We start from the raw sequence: 15,155 nt of genomic DNA on the forward strand, positions 1-15,155 counted from the left end.
GTGGCGTCCCCGAGCTCCAGCGGCTGGAAGAACCCGGTCTCGCCCGAGACGTCCGCGGGGCTCGGGGCGGTGACGAAGGCGCGCTCGAACAAGCTGCGGTCGCGTCACGTCACGATGATCACCCTCGGCGGCATCATCGGCGCGAGCCTCTTCGTCGGGTCGGGCAACGTCATCCGCACGGTCGGACCTGCCGCGGTCCTGTCGTATCTGCTGGGCGGTCTGCTGGTCTTCCTCGCGATGCGCATGCTGGGCGAGATGGCGGCCTCGCGCCCGGCGATCGGCTCGTTCATGGAGTACGCCCGCGTCGGACTCGGTGACTGGGCGGCCTATCTCGTTGGTTGGCTCTACTGGTACTTCTGGGTCGGCGTGCTGGCTTACGAGGCCGTGCTGGGCGGCGAGACGATGCACACCTGGTTCCCCGGCGTCCCCTCCTGGGGCTGGTCGCTGATCCTGCTGGCGGTCTTCGTCGGAACGAACGTCATCTCGGTCCGGACGTTCGGCGAGGTCGAGTTCTGGCTCGCCAGCATCAAGGTGCTCGCGATCGTGGTGTTCCTGGGGGCCGGAATCCTGTTCGCGCTCGGGCTATGGCCGGAGGCGACCTTCGCCGTGCCGAACCTGTGGGAGCACGGCGGCTTCGCGCCCAACGGCATCGGCGTCGCCTTCACGGGCGTCGCCCTCGTGATCTTCTCGTACTTCGGGACCGAGATCGCCGTGATGGCCTCGGCCGAGTCGGTCGACCCCGCCAAGGGCATCAAGCAGGCGACCAGCACGATCATCTGGCGCATCCTGCTGTTCTTCGTGGGCTCGGTCCTCGTGATCGTCACCGTCGTGCCCTGGGACGAGCTGCCGGCGCCGACGGATGTCGCGAACGCGCCGTTCACGGTCGCCCTGTCGCGGTTCGGCATCCCCGGGGCCGACGTCATCATGCAGCTCGTGATCTTCACCGCCGTCATCTCGGTGCTCAACTCGGGCCTGTACTCGGCGTCGCGGATGTTCTCGGCACTGGCCGACAAGGGCTTCGCCCCGAGAATCGTCGCGAAGCGTTCGCGCAACGGCGTCCCGGTCATGGCCCTGCTGGCCTCGACGATCGGCGGGCTCATCGCGACGCTGGTGAACTTCCTCACGCCGGGGTCGGGCATCTTCGACTTCATCATGAACTCGGCCGGCCTCGTCGCGCTTTTCGTGTACGTCTTCATCGCCCTCACCCAGCTGCGTCTGCGTCAGCGGATGACGCCCGAGGAGGTGTCCGCGCTCAAGCTGAAGATGTGGCTGCACCCGTGGCTCAACATCTTCCTCATCGTCGCGATCGCCGCCGTCGTCGTCGTCATGCTCACGACGGAGTCGGGGCGTTCGCAGGTGTGGACGAGTCTCATCGCCACCGGTGTACTACTGGTGTTCTGGCCGTTCGTGCGCCGCAACCTGCGCGCTCGACGGCTCGACCGGGAGAATGTCGCCCCGGTCTCGGGTTCTGCCAACGAAGGAGTCGGAAATGACTGAGATCACCCGCGACGTCGCGATCGTCGGAGCCGGCGCGGCCGGACTGACCGCTGCGAACGACCTGAGGAAGGCCGGACTGTCGGTCGTCGTGCTCGAAGCGCGCGACCGGGTCGGCGGGCGCCTGTGGACGGACGAGATCGACGGCGCCATGCTCGAGCTCGGCGGTCAGTGGGTCTCGCCCGACCAGCATGCCCTGATCGACACGCTCGCCGACCTCGGGCTCGACACCTACACGCGCTACCGCGAGGGCGACAGCGTGTACGTCGGCCCGGACGGGCAGGCCCGCCCATTCCGCGGGGAGATGTTCCCGGTCGCGCCCGAGACCGAGCGGATCATCGACGAGATCACCGCGCGACTCGACGCGATGGTCGCCGAGATCGACCCGGATCGCCCGTGGGCGCACGAGAAGGCGGCCGAGTGGGACCGCATCTCGTGGGACGCGTGGTTGCGCCAGCAGACCGACGACGACGAGGCGGTGCGCAACCTCGCGTTCGCCACCGGTTCGGCGATGCTCACCAAGCCCACTCACACCTTCTCGCTTCTCCAGTCGCTGCTCATGGCGGCGTCGGCCGGGTCGTACTCCCATCTCGTCGACGCGGACTTCATCCTCGACAAGCGGGTCGTCGGAGGCCTGCAGCAGGTGCCGCTGCGTCTCGCCGAACGATTGGGCGACGACGTCCTGCTCGGCCAGCCGGTGCGTTCGATCGAGTACGCCGACGCCGGCGCGGTCGTCCGCACCGACGAGGTCACCGTGCGCGCGCGTCACGTCGTGCTCGCGCTGGCCCCGGTGCTCTACAGCCGCATCTCGTTCTCGCCGCCGCTGCCGCGTCTGAAGCATCAGATGCACCAGCACTTCTCCATGGGCTTCGTCATCAAGGTGCATGCCGTCTACGACCGGCCGTTCTGGCGCGAGCAGGGGCTGTCCGGCACGGCCTTCAGCCCGTACGAGCTGTCGCACGAGGCGTACGACAACACGAACCACGGCGATGAGCGCGGCACGCTCGTCGGCTTCGTCTCGGACCAGAACGCCGACGACCTCTTCCGCCTCTCGGCCGACGAGCGGCGCGAGCGCATCCTCGAGTCGCTGTCGCACTACTACGGACCCGAGGCGAAGAACCCGATCGTCTACTACGAGAGCGACTGGGGCAGCGAGGAGTGGACGCGCGGCGCCTACGCGGCGAGCTTCGACCTCGGTGGTCTGACCCGCTACGGCGCCGAGCAGCTCGAGCTCGTCGCCCCGCTCCACGTCGCGTGCAGCGACCTCGCGGGACTCGGCTACCAGCACGTCGACGGCGCGATCCGCATGGGCCACCGCGTCGCCGAGGAGATTCTCGAAGCGGACCGCGCATGAGCCACTCGGCACCCGGCGGCCGCATCGTCGTCGGCTACACCGCGACCAAGGCGGGGCGGGATGCCGTCGCCTTCGCGAGCCGTCTCGCCGCGGCATCCGGGGTCGCACTCCATCTTGTGCTCGTGCTGCCTGCTCAGAAGCCGGGGATCGTGCCGCCCGACGCCGGGTACGAACGGCTGCTGCGCGAGCAGGCCGCCGGCTGGCTGCGCGAGGGCGCCGCAGAGGTGCCCGAGGGCGTGTCGCACCGCGCACACGTCCGCTACGGAGAGTCCGTCGCCGCAGGGCTCATCGACACCGCCGACGAGCTGGGCGCCTCGCTCATCGTCGTCGGCGCGGCCGACGGCGGTCATCGGGGCCGGCACCGCCTCGGCACGACGACCACCGAGCTCGTGCACTCGTCCGACGTGCCCGTCGCGCTGGTGCCGCGCGGTGCGCGCCGGGTGCCGGCCGAGACCGGTATCACTCGCCTGACCGCCGCCGTGGGCGAGCGCGAGGGCACCGAGCTGCTCGTCGAGGCGACCATCCGTCTCGCCGCGGCGACAGCGGTGCCGGTGCGGCTGCTCTCGCTCGTGGCGCTCGACCTCCCCGCGGGTCTCGACACCGGCGCGATCCGCGCGGTCGGTCAGAACCACGCGCAGGAGGTCCTCGACGAGGTGCGTTCGGCGCTTCCGGCCGAGGCCGATGTCACGGCGGTGGTCGCGGCGGGCGACGGCATCGAAGACGCCGTGTCGCACCTCGAATGGGAGGCGGGCGAGGTCGTCATCGTCGGCTCCAGCCGTCTCGCCCAGCCGCGGCGGCTGTTCCTGGGCTCCACGGCGGCACGGATGCTGCGCGTCGTGACCGCCCCCATGATCGTGGTGCCCCGCACCCGCAGCGACCGCGAAGGAGCGAGCGCATGACCCGTGCAGAACAGGCGGGGATGCCCGCGGGCGACCCCGTCACCGGAGGCATCTCGCGCAAGGGCCTCAGCGCCGGGACGGTCGGCCTGATCGGTGCTGTCGTGATCGGCATCTCGTGCATCGCCCCGGCCTACACCTTCACCGCGGCGGTCGGCCCGACGGCCTCCGTCGTGGGCACGCAGGTCCCGGCGATCGTCCTCGTCGGCTTCATTCCGATGCTTCTCGTGGCCTTCGGCTACCGGGAGCTCAACAACCGCATGCCCGACTCGGGCACGAGCTTCACGTGGGCGACGCGCGCCTTCGGGCCGTGGATCGGGTGGATGGCCGGCTGGGGGCTCGTCGCCGCGACCATCCTCGTGCTGTCCAATCTCGCGGGAGTCGCCGTCGACTTCCTCTTCCTGCTGATCGCCCAGCTCACGGGGCAGGAGTCGATCGCCGGCCTCGCCTCTGTGGTGTGGATCAACGTCCTCGTCTGCGTCCTGTTCGTCGCCGGGGCGACCTACATCTCGTACCGCGACATGCAGACGACCCAGAAGCTGCAGTACGGACTCGTCGCCTTCCAGGTCGTCGTCCTCGTGCTGTTCGCCATCGCGGCGATCGTGGAGGCGGTCTCGGGCAACGCCTTCGACGCCACCGCGTTCGACTGGTCGTGGTTCAACCCGTTCGCGGTGCCGACGTTCAGCGCCTTCGCTGCGGGGCTGTCGCTGTCGATCTTCATCTTCTGGGGCTGGGACGTCACCCTCACGATGAACGAGGAGACCAAGGACCCCGAGCGCACACCGGGCCGCGCGGCCACCATCACGGTCGTCCTGATCGTGGCCCTCTACCTGCTGCTCGCGATCGCGATGATCATGTTCGCCGGCGTCGGCACGGGTGAGCTGGGCCTCGGCAACGAGGACATCCAGGAGAACGTCTTCTTCCACCTCTCGGGGCCGATCCTCGGCCCGCTCGCCTTCCTCGTCTCGCTCGCGGTCCTGACGAGTTCGGCGTCGTCGTTGCAGTCGACGTTCGTCGGGCCGGCGCGCACGCTGCTCGCGATGGGGCACTACGGCGCCCTGCCCGAGAAGTTCGCGAAGGTCAGCCCGCGGTTCTTCACCCCGGGCTATGCCACGATCGTGTCCGCGATCGTCGCGTCGGGGTTCTACGTCGTGATGCGCATCGTCAGCGAGAACGTGCTGTGGGACACGATCCTCGCGCTCGGCATGATGATCTGCTTCTACTACGGCCTCACCGCGTTCGCGTGCGTGTGGTACTTCCGTCGCCAGTGGTTCGACTCGGTGCGCAACGTCTTCTTCACGTTCCTCTTCCCGCTGATCGGAGGGGCGATCCTCGCGGTGCTGTTCGTGACGACGCTCATCGACACGATGGACCCCGCGTACGGCAGCGGATCGCAGATCGGCGGCGTGGGCCTGGTGTTCATCCTCGGCGTGGGAGTCATCCTCGTCGGCGTCGCCGTGATGGTGTGGCAGGCCGTGAAGCGCCCGGCGTTCTTCCGGGGCGAGACTTTGACCAAGGACGCGCCGGTTAGCCGGCGCGCGAGAGGAGTGGCGCGATGACGCACGAGAACGAGACACGGCTGCTGGCGGGGATCGAGCGAGGCCTCTTCATCGGCGGCGAATGGGTGGATGCCGAGGACGGTGCGACCTTCCCCGTCACCGACCCGTCCACCGGCCGGACGCTCATCGAGATCGCCGACGCCTCGCCCGCCGACGGCATCCGCGCCCTCGACGCCGCCGTCGCGGCGCAGGAGGAGTGGGCGGCGACCGCCCCGCGTGTGCGCAGCGACATCCTGCGTCGAGCCTTCGACCTCGTGCAGGAGCGCAAGGAGGACCTCGCGCTGCTGATGACCCTCGAGATGGGCAAGCCGCTCGCCGAGGCGCGCGGCGAGGTCGTCTACGGCGGCGAGTTCCTGCGGTGGTTCAGCGAGGAGGCGGTGCGCATCTCGGGCCGCTACGGCCTCAACCCCGAGGGCACCGGACGCATGGTCGTCTCGCAGCGTCCCGTGGGCCCGTCGTTCTTCATCACGCCGTGGAACTTCCCCCTCGCGATGGCGACGCGCAAGATCGCTCCGGCGCTCGCCGCCGGCTGCACGGTCGTCGTCAAGCCCGCGGCCCTCACACCGCTCACGACGACGCTGTTCGTGCAGATCCTGCAGGAGGCGGGCCTCCCGGCGGGCGTCGTGAACGTCGTCAACGCGACGCGCTCGAGCGAGGTCGCCGCGCCCATCATCGCTGATCCGCGGCTGCGCAAGCTCTCGTTCACCGGCTCGACGCCGGTGGGCCGGAAGCTCATCGAGCAGGCGGCGGAGGGCGTGCTGCGGGTCTCGATGGAGCTCGGCGGCAATGCGCCCTTCGTCGTGTTCGACGACGCCGACCTCGACAAGGCGGTGGAAGGGGCGATGCTCGCGAAGTTCCGCAACATCGGGCAGGCGTGCACGGCCGCCAACCGCTTCATCGTGCACGAGTCCATCGCCGACGAGTTCGCCGACCGGCTGACCGAGCGGGTGTCGGCGATGAAGATCGGGCGCGGAACCGAGGACGGCGTGCAGATCGGGCCGCTCATCGACGAGAAGGCGGTGGCCAAGACGGGCGCCCTCGTCGACGACGCGGTCGCGCGGGGTGCCACGGTGCGCACCGGCGGGTCGGCGATCGACGGCGAAGGCACGTTCTTCGAACCGACCGTCGTCACCGAGGTCGCCGCGGGCAGCGACATCCTGCGCGAGGAGATCTTCGGACCCGTCCTGGCGATCGCGACCTTCGCGGACGAGGACGAGGCGGTGCGCCTCGCCAACGACACGGAGTACGGGCTCGTGTCGTACGTCTTCACGCAGGACCTGGCACGGGGGCACCGCATGATCGATCGCCTCGAGACCGGCATGATGGGCCTGAACGTGGGGGTCGTCTCGAACGCGGCGGCCCCGTTCGGCGGTGTGAAGCAGTCGGGCATCGGGCGCGAGGGCGGACTCGAGGGCATCCACGAGTACCTCTCGACCAAATACACCCTGATCCCCGCCGACTGACGAGACGAAGGAGAACCGATGAGCACGTATGCCGTGACCAATCCCGCCACCGGCGAGACGCTGGCGACGTATGACCCCGCGACCGACGCAGACGTCGAGCGCGCCCTGGCCGCTGCCGACAAGGCGTACCGCACCTGGTCGCGCGTCGTCGCGCCGGCCGAGCGGGCCGAGCGGCTGCGGCGCGTGGCCGAGCTGCATCGCGAGCGCCGCGACGAGCTCGCCGCGATCATCGTGCGCGAGATGGGCAAGCCGCTCGCCGCGGCGGAGGGCGAGGTCGATTTCGCCGCCGACATCACCGCGTACTACGCCGACCACATCGACGAGATCACGGGTGACACCCCGATCCCGATCGAGGGGGAGGGCGCCGCGGTCATCCGCCGCAGCCCGCTCGGGGTGCTGCTCGGGATCATGCCGTGGAACTTCCCGTACTACCAGGTGGCTCGTTTCGCGGCCCCGAACATCGCGGTCGGGAACACCATCCTGCTCAAGCACGCGCCGCAGTGCCCCGAGTCGGCCGCTGCGATCGACGCGATCTACCGCGACGCAGGCTTCCCCGCCGGGGTGTACACGAATCTGTACCTCAGCAACGAGCAGGCGGCCGATGTCATCGCCGACCGTCGCGTGCAGGGCGTCTCGGTGACCGGGTCGGAGCGCGCCGGATCCGCTGTCGCCGAGATCGCCGGTCGCAACCTGAAGAAGGTCGCGCTCGAGCTCGGGGGGTCGGACCCCTTCATCCTGCTCTCGACGGATGACCTGGATGCCGCGGTGTCGGCGGCCGCCGAAGCGCGCCTCGACAACGTGGGCCAGTCCTGCAACGGCGCGAAGCGGTTCATCGTGGTCGACGGGCTCTACGACGCCTTCGTCGAGAAGTTCGCGGCGGCTCTCGCCGACGCGAAGGTCGGCGATCCGTTCGCCGACGACACGGTCCTCGGCCCGCTGTCGTCGCTCACGGCCGCGGAGCGCTTGGCGGAGCAGGTGGACCGAGCGGTGGAGCAGGGAGCGACTCTCGTGACCGGGGGACGCCGTGACGGCGCCTTCTACCCGGGCACGGTGCTCACCGACGTCACGCCCGACATGGACGCCTACCGCGAGGAGTTCTTCGGTCCTGTCGGTGTCGTCTATCGTGTCGCGGACGAGGCCGAGGCGATCGAGCTCGCCAACGACACCCCGTTCGGGCTCGGGTCGTACGTGTTCACGACGGATGCCGAGCAGGCGGCCCGCGTGGCCGACGCGATCGACGCGGGCATGGTCTATGTCAACCTCGTGCTCGCGGACGAGGCCGGACTGCCGTTCGGCGGCGTCAAGCGCAGCGGCACCTCCCGGGAGCTCGGGCTCCTCGCCGCCGACGAGTTCGTGAACAAGAAGCTCATCCGCACGGGCGCCTGACCCGTCGAGAACCCGCGGACGAACACGAAGGGCGCGCCGAGCGGATCGGCGCGCCCTTCGTCGTGATGAACGGGCTCAGGCGTCGAGCAGGGCGCGCACCTCGGCTGCTTCGGCGGGACGGCCGAGCGCTTCGTAGACGTCGCCGAGCTCGCCCGCGGCGACCTGGAGCAGGGGCGGGATCTCCGCGGCGCGCTCCATGACCGAGCGGTAGAGCGGGACCGCGTCGGCGGCCCGCTCGTTCTGCGTGAGGACGCGTGCGGCGAAGAGCTCGGACGCTCCGGCCGATCCTGCGTCGCCGATCTCGGCGAAGGCGTCGGCGGCCTGAAGAGCGGTGGCGACCGCCTCGTCGGCCTGCCCGAGCATGGCCAGGGCGCGAGCTCGTGAGTCGGTGATGTCGGCGACGAGCCAGGGTGCGCCGATGCCGGCTGCGATCTCGCCGGCCTCGCCCAGGGCCGTCAGAGCCTCCTGCTCGCCGCGGGCGGCCCGTACCTGGCCTTCCGAATGCCGCGCTTCGGCGAGCAGGCCGGCCTGGTCGGGTTCGGAGCGTGCGATCGCGATCGCTGTCCCGAGCGAGGCGAGGGCGTCGTCGAACTCTCCGAACCGGTGCAGCAGGCGACCGTGAGAGAGCAAGGCGTTGGCGCGACCCACGGGGGCCTCTCCCTCGTCGAACAGCTCGGCGGCGAAGTCCCACGCACCGACGGCACGGCCGGGCTCGCCGGCCTCCTCGAAGGCGCGGGCGAGCAGCATGAGCGTCTGGGCGCGAGACGTCGCAGGTTCCTCGCGGTCGGTCTCGTCGGAGTAGACGTTCACGAGCAGCTCGGCGGCCTCATCGGCGGAGCCGGATGCGAGCAGCGCCCGCGCGAGGCGGTACTGCACGGCTGTCACGGAGTCGCCGTTCTCGGTCGCGGCGCGCTCCGCGAACCGGTAGCGCGCGACCGCCTCTCCGGGGGCGCCGGCGTCCTCGTTGAGCGCTGCCGCGAGCACGTATGCCCCGGCGAGGACGCTGCGGGCGTCGAGCTCGACGAGGATGCGGCAGAGCTCGTCGGCGTCGGCCGCGCCGTCGAGGAACCGTTCCTGGCCGCCTCGCATGCGAGCGCGCAGCCCGAGCAGCCGGCCGCGTGCGCCGGCGCCGAGCGTCGGGTTCTCGAGGGCCGCGCTGATCGTCGCGTCGCATTCGTCGAACGCCCCCATGGCGCCCTGGAACGATGCGCGTGCGAGTGCGACGACACGTCGCAGGTCGTCGTCACCGAGCGCGGCCTCGCGGTCGCGGGCGTCGTCGAGGAGCGCGCGGGCGGACTCGGGGTCGGTCTCGGCGACGGCCATGCCCAGCACGACCTCGATGATCGCGTAGAGGCGGGGCGGCAGGTTCTCGCCCTCCGCGAGAACCGCCCGAAGCGTGTCGACGTCGTCGGGGGCGCCGCGCCCGAAGAGCGCGAGACCGGCGCGCTCCTCGACCTGCGCCTCCGCGTCACGACCCGCGGCACGGAGGGCGTCGAGACGGTCGCGCAGAGCCGCTCGGGCGCCATCGAGGTCTTCGCGGGCGACCAGGGCGGCGATGCGGGCCGAGTGAAGTCTGGCGCGCTGGTCGAGCGACGCACCGGGAAGCGCGGCGTCCGCTGCCGCAAGCGCTTCGGCGGCGCCGTAGTCTCCGAGGTCGATCGCCCGCTGGACGAGCTCCTCTGCCGACCGCGCGGCCACGGGGGCGACGCGGGGGAGCAGGGGCTCGGCGCTGAGGGGGAGCGAGTAGCGCTCCTGCCCGATGGCCCAGGCCCGGTCGAGGCGGCGGCGGTGACCGTCGGTGCCGTCACGGCGGTCGAACTCGCCGGCGATCCGCTCGGCCTCCGAACGCATCACCGCGGCGAGTTCAGCGGCACGCCAGGGACCGTCGTGGTCGCCGAAGAACGCGCGGAGCCGCTCGGAATCGGCGCCGCGCACGATGGTGTCGGCGTGACCGGCCGCGCTGACGGCATCGAGCGCGATCGCGAAGGCGGTGAGGGCGGAGAGGTGGCCGTCGACGCCGAGGGCGTCGTGCGCGAGCCAGTCGAGGTGGCGTTCGACGAGCGAGAGCGCCCGGGCCTCGTTGCCGGTGATGGCGCAGAATACGATGTTGTCGGCGACGATGGCGAGGTTGTCGGCGTTGTCCTTCGCGAGCCGGTAGCTCCGCAGGTGAGCGAGGCGGGCCTTGTCGTGCTCGCCGGCGTGCAGGTAGGGGACGAGCGATCGGGCGAGCGCGTGCTCGGGCTCTTCGCCGCACGAGAAGTCGCCCTCGACGAGCTCTTCGACGAGGCGGATGGCCTCGTCCTCGCGGTCGGTGTCGATGAGGTATCCGGCGACGACACTGCGGACGCATGCCTCGCAGTGGCTGTGGCTGTCGCGGGGCGTCGTCTCGAGCTTGGTGCGCAGCTGTTCGGCCTCGTCGAGGCGGCCGGCCATCCACGCGTTCTCGAAGCGTGCCATCAGCACGCCGCTCTGGCCGAGCCCGGCTGCGCGGTAGTGGTTCTCCATGTCGTCGAGCACGGCGGAGATCTGCTCGCGGTCGAACGCCGGCGACGCGGCCAGGCTGTCGGCCATCCACTTGAACTGCCACATGAGGTCAGCGGTCTCATCGCCCAGGTCGGCGGGGAAGCGCTCGGGGTCGTCGTCGTGCTTGCCGAGGCACCATGCGAACGACGTCAGCATCGCCTCGGTGTCGCCGCTCATGCAGGCCGACGAGGTCAGCCGCATCCGCGCCCGGTACTCCAACGGCTCGTCGCCGGCCTCGACGGCGAGGGCGATGGCCTCGTTGATGAGGGCCCGTTCTTCGATGCCGACCGGGGTGCGGTCGATCTCGTCGAACAGTTCGAGGATTCGGTCGCTGCTCATGCTGTCCTTTCGTGGGGGGCCGAGGTGCGGGGTGCGGTCAGGACGCAGGGCGCGCGGAGAGTTCGACGAGCGCGTGGAGCGCGCCCATCATGAGCGCGCGGTCGTCGCCGCTGAGAGGGCGCTGGGCGGCGAGGAGCGCCTGGACGTAGAGGAGGTGGATCGTGCGCGCGAAGGCGGGCTCGTCGGGGATGTCGAGGAGCGACCGCACGACGGAGTTCTGCCAGTTCAGGCACAGGCGGACGCCGCTGGTCGTGCCCTCGGGCGACGCCGGGCGAAGCTTCTCCGCCGTCGCGTCGATACGGTCCATGACGCTGCCCCACAGCGGGCTGCCGACCGATCGCGCTCGGCCGCGGTCGATCGCGCGCAGCGCTTCGGCGCCCGCGAGGTAGACCGCGGGGATCTCTGCGGCGTCGAGTGAACGCACCGCGACGGAGCATCCGACCGCCGACAGCGCAGAGGTGGCCCGTTCCTCGAGCGCGAGCACACGTGAGCGATCGTCGAGCGGGGGCGGGTCGAGCCGGTCGAGCTCTTCCGTGAGATCGACGCGTTCGACCGTGACGCCGTCGAACACGAGCGGGAGGAGGCGCACCAGGTCGGCGTCGAAGAGGTACCCGCCGTTGACGAGCGGCTGGCGCGGGTCCGCGATGCCGGCGATCTGGCGGTATTCGTCGACCGTCTCGACGTAACGCAGATGGGGGAAGCGGCCGATCAGGTCGCCGACGCGCATCCGACCGTGCGTGGTCTCGACGCTCAGCCACCGCACGATGAACGCGGCCAGCTCGTCGTCGTGCCGCACGAGCGACTTGAGCGCGACCTCGTGGACGCTGACGAACTGCGCCAATCGGTGCGGTTCGGTGAGGCCGAGGTCGAGCACCCATCGCCGGATCGCGGCGCCGAGCTCCTGACGCGTGTGCTCGAGGGCATCGTCCTCGACCAGGGCTTCACGACTGGCGGTGGGGCTGAGCGCCGTCGAGTCGATGACGGCCCGCACGAAGAACGCCCAGTCGGGAAGGATGTCGTCGGCGTTCTCGCTCAGCAGCATCCGGCCGAGGTAGACGCGGGTCGCTTGGCGGGCGCCGGGCGGGGGAGCGTAGGGCAGGACGTAGGCGGTTCCGACCGTGTCGGTCCCGGCGACGTGGAGGGGGATCGCGTCGAAGGGGTCCTGGCCGAGGAGATCGCGCCCGTACGCCCAGCGTGCGGCTTCGTCGATGCCGGCCGTGCCCGCGCGGAAAGGCGGCGTGCGCGTCGTCAGCTGCTCCCCGCCGCCGGGGAGGTCGACGCGCACGGGGAGGGGGAGGAACTCGCCGAACGTCTCGGCCAGCTCGACGGTCGCCGGGGTACTGAGCAGATCGCGCTGTCCCGGGCGCGGGCGCAGGTGCACGCTCGTGCCGATCGGGAGGTCGTCGGTGATCGTCCGCACCGTGAAGGTGCCGTCGGCGTTGCCCTGCCATTCGACGGCGTCGCCGCCCCGAGCGCTCCGCGATCGGATGACGATCGTCTCGGCCACCATGAAGCACGACAGCAGCCCGATGCCGAACTGCCCGAGGAAGTCGCTTCGGGGCAGATCGAAGATGTCGCGCTTCGAGCTGCGTCCGACGGTCGCGAGGAGATCGGTCACCTCCGACTCGGTGAGTCCGATGCCGTCGTCGCGGACGACGAACTCGTCGCTGCGGTCGCTGAGAGGCGTGATGCGGATGCCGCTCGACTCGCGCTGCGCCCCGGACGCAGAGGTGCTCGCATCGAACTCCGCGCGAGCGGTGATCGCGTCGCAGGCGTTCTGCATCAGTTCTCTCAGGAAGACGCGAGGCCCCGAATAGATGTGCCGACTCAGAAGGTCGACGATGCCGCGAAGGTCGACCTGGAACTGCTGGGATCGTCCGGTATTCATCCGCCTGATTTCGTTTCGGGTGAGCGTCACCGATGGCGTCCTCGGCGCGACAGCCGAGCGTAACAGTTCCCGGTAAGGCGCCATTTCTGACTCGCGTCCAGAATCGCGCGTCATATCCGGCGTCGGCTGACGGGCCAGCCCGACGGGGCAGGGGTACGGGGGCGGAGTCGCGACCCCCCCGGGTTCAGAACGGCGCTGGCCCGCCGGGTGGCTTGCCCGCTCCGGCGCGGGAGTGCGGCGGTTCCGCTGTGTCGATCGTGATGCACACTGCCGGTATGGGTACGTCTTCGCGGTAGACCCGTCCGAGGGGTGAGGTCCATTCGAGGACCCCGCCGCCGATCTGTCTGACTTCCCATCTGGTGAACTGCTTCATCGAGTGGTGTCTTTGGCAGAGGTGGGCGAGGTTGTAGATGTGGGTGTGCCCACCCAGGGCGTAGTCGATGGTGTGGTCGAGTTCGCAGCGGATCGCGGCTCGTCGGCATCCAGGGAACCGGCAGTGCTGATCGCGGGCGGTGAGGAGTTTCTTCATCGCCGCGGTCGGCCGGTACGTGTCGATCTCGACCGGGGTGCGGGTGACGGGGTCGATGAACAACCGGTCCCACTCCGACACCTGCCCGGCGAGCTGGCGCGCCGTATCGGCATCGATGAGCCCGGCCCCGACGGCCTCGGCGGGGTTCTCGTCGCGACCCATGAGGGTTTCCGCGGTGACGGCAACCTGCACCCGTGCCCGAACGGCGCCGAGGCCACCGGCCCGGTCGGTTCCGTAGATCGGGTCGACCACGGGTGCTCCGCCGAGGACGAGGTCACTGAGGATGTCCGCGCGCAGCTGGTCCATGGTCCGGACGTCCGGTGCGGCATCCGTTCCCGCCGGGCTGGCAACCGCGTCGGCGTGCTCTCCGACAGCCTCGGCGGCATCCGCACCGCCAGCGCCCTCAACCCGGGCGTCCTTGACGGACTGTCCCATCTGCGTGAGCCGGTCGAGCATCCCTGCGGCGATGACCGTCGGGAGGTTGGCGACGAGGTTCGACATCCCATCGGATCCGTGGAACACGCGCACGCATCGTTCCGCCGCCGCGGTCTTGTGCCGCTCGGTGAACGTCTGCGGATGCACCCCTGCGGCCAGCGCCTCAAGCTCACCCCGCACCCGGGAGGGCACATCCCGCTCGCACACCGCAATCGCCGCCGCCTCGAATTCGCCCCGCACCTCGTCCGGCACCCCCGCGCCGACCCGCACGACCACATCCACGTGGCCGCGTTCGATCCGCCGCTGCACCCACGCGTCGAACACAGCCGGGTAGTCGTCGATCACGGCCATCGCGTGATCGATTTCGCCCTGCAGTCGCCGATCCGTCAGGCGCGCCATCCCGGCCGCCTCGGCCGCGACGGACCGCAGCTCCATGTCTGACGCCATGCCTCGCACGCCGTCACGACGCGCCTCACGCAACGCCGACCACCCCAGCTCCGCCAACGCCCGAACCCGCGCCACATCAGACGCATGAGCAAGATCGAGCGCCTCAGCGAACACCGAGAACGCGTCGGCGTGCGGCGACCCACCGGAGGCGCCCTCGCCTCCGATCCCGCGATCGCCACTCGATGTCATGTTCCCATGATGGCAGCGGGTTATGACATTGGACTCGAATGCAGGTTCGCCTATGCGCAACGGGCTCCGCGCCTCTCCGGGGGAGGAGCCGGTGCCGAATCCGCGCCGACGTTCGCGACCGTGGCGGTCATGACGTACACTGAGAGGAGCAGTCGAAATCTGCATTCTTTCGCCATGCCCAAGCGTCGACGACTCGACGGCAGTGGAGGAGTGCGGGCGTAGACCCCGGGGTCCGAAGGATCTCTAGGGCGGTAGCTCAATTGGCAGAGCAGCGGTCTCCAAAACCGCAGGTTGCAGGTTCGATTCCTGTCCGCCCTGCGCGTCGGCGTCAGCCGGCACACGGAAGGTATCAGGTGGGTTCGATGGTCCAAGAGGGTGGCGAAGTCGTCGCCGCAGGTGGCGCGCCCCGCGAGAAGAAGCCGAACATCTTCGCGCGGATCATCATCTTCATCCGCCAGGTGTTCGCCGAACTCCGCAAGGTCGTCACCCCGACCCGCCAGGAGCTCGTGAAGTTCACGGCAGTGGTCCTCGGATTCGTCGTCGTCATGATGGCGCTCGTCTACGGCCTCGACGTCCTGTTCGTCTGGATCACGACCGTCGTCTTCGGCGTCCCGGGCTGATCGACGGGCCCGGCCCGCACGACCCGCGAATGC

Annotated in this window: 10 protein-coding genes and 1 tRNA gene; 8 read left to right on the plus strand and 3 right to left on the minus strand. The window is 70.1% G+C overall.

Annotated elements, in window-relative coordinates; all coding sequences use genetic code 11:
• The 6 genes from AA0Y20_RS07175 to AA0Y20_RS07200 are packed head-to-tail and all read left to right on the plus strand — an operon-like array spanning window position 1 to window position 8,152.
• Window positions 1-1,497: an amino acid permease gene (locus tag AA0Y20_RS07175; RefSeq protein WP_412938368.1), complete on the plus strand. Its 1,497-nt coding sequence runs from the start codon at window positions 1-3 to the stop codon at window positions 1,495-1,497.
• Window positions 1,490-2,848, plus strand: a complete 1,359-nt coding sequence (locus AA0Y20_RS07180) for a flavin monoamine oxidase family protein (RefSeq protein ID WP_412938369.1) — start codon at window positions 1,490-1,492, stop codon at window positions 2,846-2,848. Before AA0Y20_RS07175 ends, AA0Y20_RS07180 begins: the two co-directional genes overlap by 8 nt.
• Window positions 2,845-3,747, plus strand: coding sequence for a universal stress protein (locus AA0Y20_RS07185; protein ID WP_412938371.1), 903 nt, complete (start codon window positions 2,845-2,847; stop codon window positions 3,745-3,747). The genes AA0Y20_RS07180 and AA0Y20_RS07185 overlap by 4 nt, the downstream gene beginning before the upstream one ends.
• The gene (locus tag AA0Y20_RS07190; RefSeq protein WP_412938373.1) at window positions 3,744-5,303 is read left to right on the plus strand and encodes an APC family permease; all 1,560 of its coding nucleotides are present in this window, start codon (window positions 3,744-3,746) and stop codon (window positions 5,301-5,303) included. The genes AA0Y20_RS07185 and AA0Y20_RS07190 overlap by 4 nt, the downstream gene beginning before the upstream one ends.
• The gene (locus AA0Y20_RS07195; RefSeq protein ID WP_412938375.1) at window positions 5,300-6,766 is read left to right on the plus strand and encodes an NAD-dependent succinate-semialdehyde dehydrogenase; all 1,467 of its coding nucleotides are present in this window, start codon (window positions 5,300-5,302) and stop codon (window positions 6,764-6,766) included. Before AA0Y20_RS07190 ends, AA0Y20_RS07195 begins: the two co-directional genes overlap by 4 nt.
• An 18-nt stretch (window positions 6,767-6,784) precedes the next feature.
• The gene (locus tag AA0Y20_RS07200) at window positions 6,785-8,152 is read left to right on the plus strand and encodes an NAD-dependent succinate-semialdehyde dehydrogenase (protein WP_413332362.1); all 1,368 of its coding nucleotides are present in this window, start codon (window positions 6,785-6,787) and stop codon (window positions 8,150-8,152) included.
• A 75-nt stretch (window positions 8,153-8,227) separates the two neighbouring features.
• On the opposite strand, the gene AA0Y20_RS07205 is transcribed toward AA0Y20_RS07200, so the two are convergent.
• The 3 genes from AA0Y20_RS07205 to AA0Y20_RS07215 form a co-directional block, all read right to left on the minus strand.
• Window positions 8,228-11,014, minus strand: coding sequence for a hypothetical protein (locus AA0Y20_RS07205; protein WP_412938378.1), 2,787 nt, complete (start codon window positions 11,012-11,014; stop codon window positions 8,228-8,230).
• 37 nt (window positions 11,015-11,051) lie between these two features.
• Window positions 11,052-12,902 carry an HSP90 family protein gene (locus AA0Y20_RS07210; RefSeq protein ID WP_412938380.1) on the minus strand — a complete coding sequence of 617 codons (1,851 nt, stop codon included), beginning with the start codon at window positions 12,900-12,902 and terminating at the stop codon, window positions 11,052-11,054.
• 184 nt (window positions 12,903-13,086) lie between these two features.
• On the minus strand, window positions 13,087-14,667 hold the full coding sequence (locus AA0Y20_RS07215) for an HNH endonuclease (RefSeq protein WP_413332364.1): 1,581 nt from the start codon (window positions 14,665-14,667) through the stop codon (window positions 13,087-13,089).
• A gap of 80 nt (window positions 14,668-14,747) precedes the next feature.
• On the opposite strand from AA0Y20_RS07215, the gene AA0Y20_RS07220 reads away from it, so the two are divergent.
• Together AA0Y20_RS07220 and secE are read left to right on the plus strand one after the other, a co-directional pair.
• A tRNA-Trp gene (locus tag AA0Y20_RS07220) sits at window positions 14,748-14,820 on the plus strand.
• A gap of 44 nt (window positions 14,821-14,864) precedes the next feature.
• A complete protein-coding gene (secE, locus tag AA0Y20_RS07225) occupies window positions 14,865-15,122 on the plus strand; it encodes a preprotein translocase subunit SecE (RefSeq protein WP_114588099.1) in 258 nt (85 codons plus the stop codon).
• Window positions 15,123-15,155: the final 33 nt, after the last annotated feature.

This window comes from Microbacterium pratiae (assembly GCF_047302165.1).
In the GTDB taxonomy this organism is placed as follows: domain Bacteria; phylum Actinomycetota; class Actinomycetes; order Actinomycetales; family Microbacteriaceae; genus Microbacterium.

Coding starts and splice junctions, on each gene's coding strand:
- AA0Y20_RS07180 (WP_412938369.1), top strand. CDS start 1,490: ATGACTGAGATCACCCGCGACGTCGCGATCGTCGGAGCCGGCGCGGCC.
- AA0Y20_RS07185 (WP_412938371.1), top strand. CDS start 2,845: ATGAGCCACTCGGCACCCGGCGGCCGCATCGTCGTCGGCTACACCGCG.
- AA0Y20_RS07190 (WP_412938373.1), top strand. CDS start 3,744: ATGACCCGTGCAGAACAGGCGGGGATGCCCGCGGGCGACCCCGTCACC.
- AA0Y20_RS07195 (WP_412938375.1), top strand. CDS start 5,300: ATGACGCACGAGAACGAGACACGGCTGCTGGCGGGGATCGAGCGAGGC.
- AA0Y20_RS07200 (WP_413332362.1), top strand. CDS start 6,785: ATGAGCACGTATGCCGTGACCAATCCCGCCACCGGCGAGACGCTGGCG.
- AA0Y20_RS07205 (WP_412938378.1), bottom strand. CDS start 11,014: ATGAGCAGCGACCGAATCCTCGAACTGTTCGACGAGATCGACCGCACC.
- AA0Y20_RS07210 (WP_412938380.1), bottom strand. CDS start 12,902: ATGAATACCGGACGATCCCAGCAGTTCCAGGTCGACCTTCGCGGCATC.
- AA0Y20_RS07215 (WP_413332364.1), bottom strand. CDS start 14,667: ATGCAGATTTCGACTGCTCCTCTCAGTGTACGTCATGACCGCCACGGT.
- secE (WP_114588099.1), top strand. CDS start 14,865: ATGGTCCAAGAGGGTGGCGAAGTCGTCGCCGCAGGTGGCGCGCCCCGC.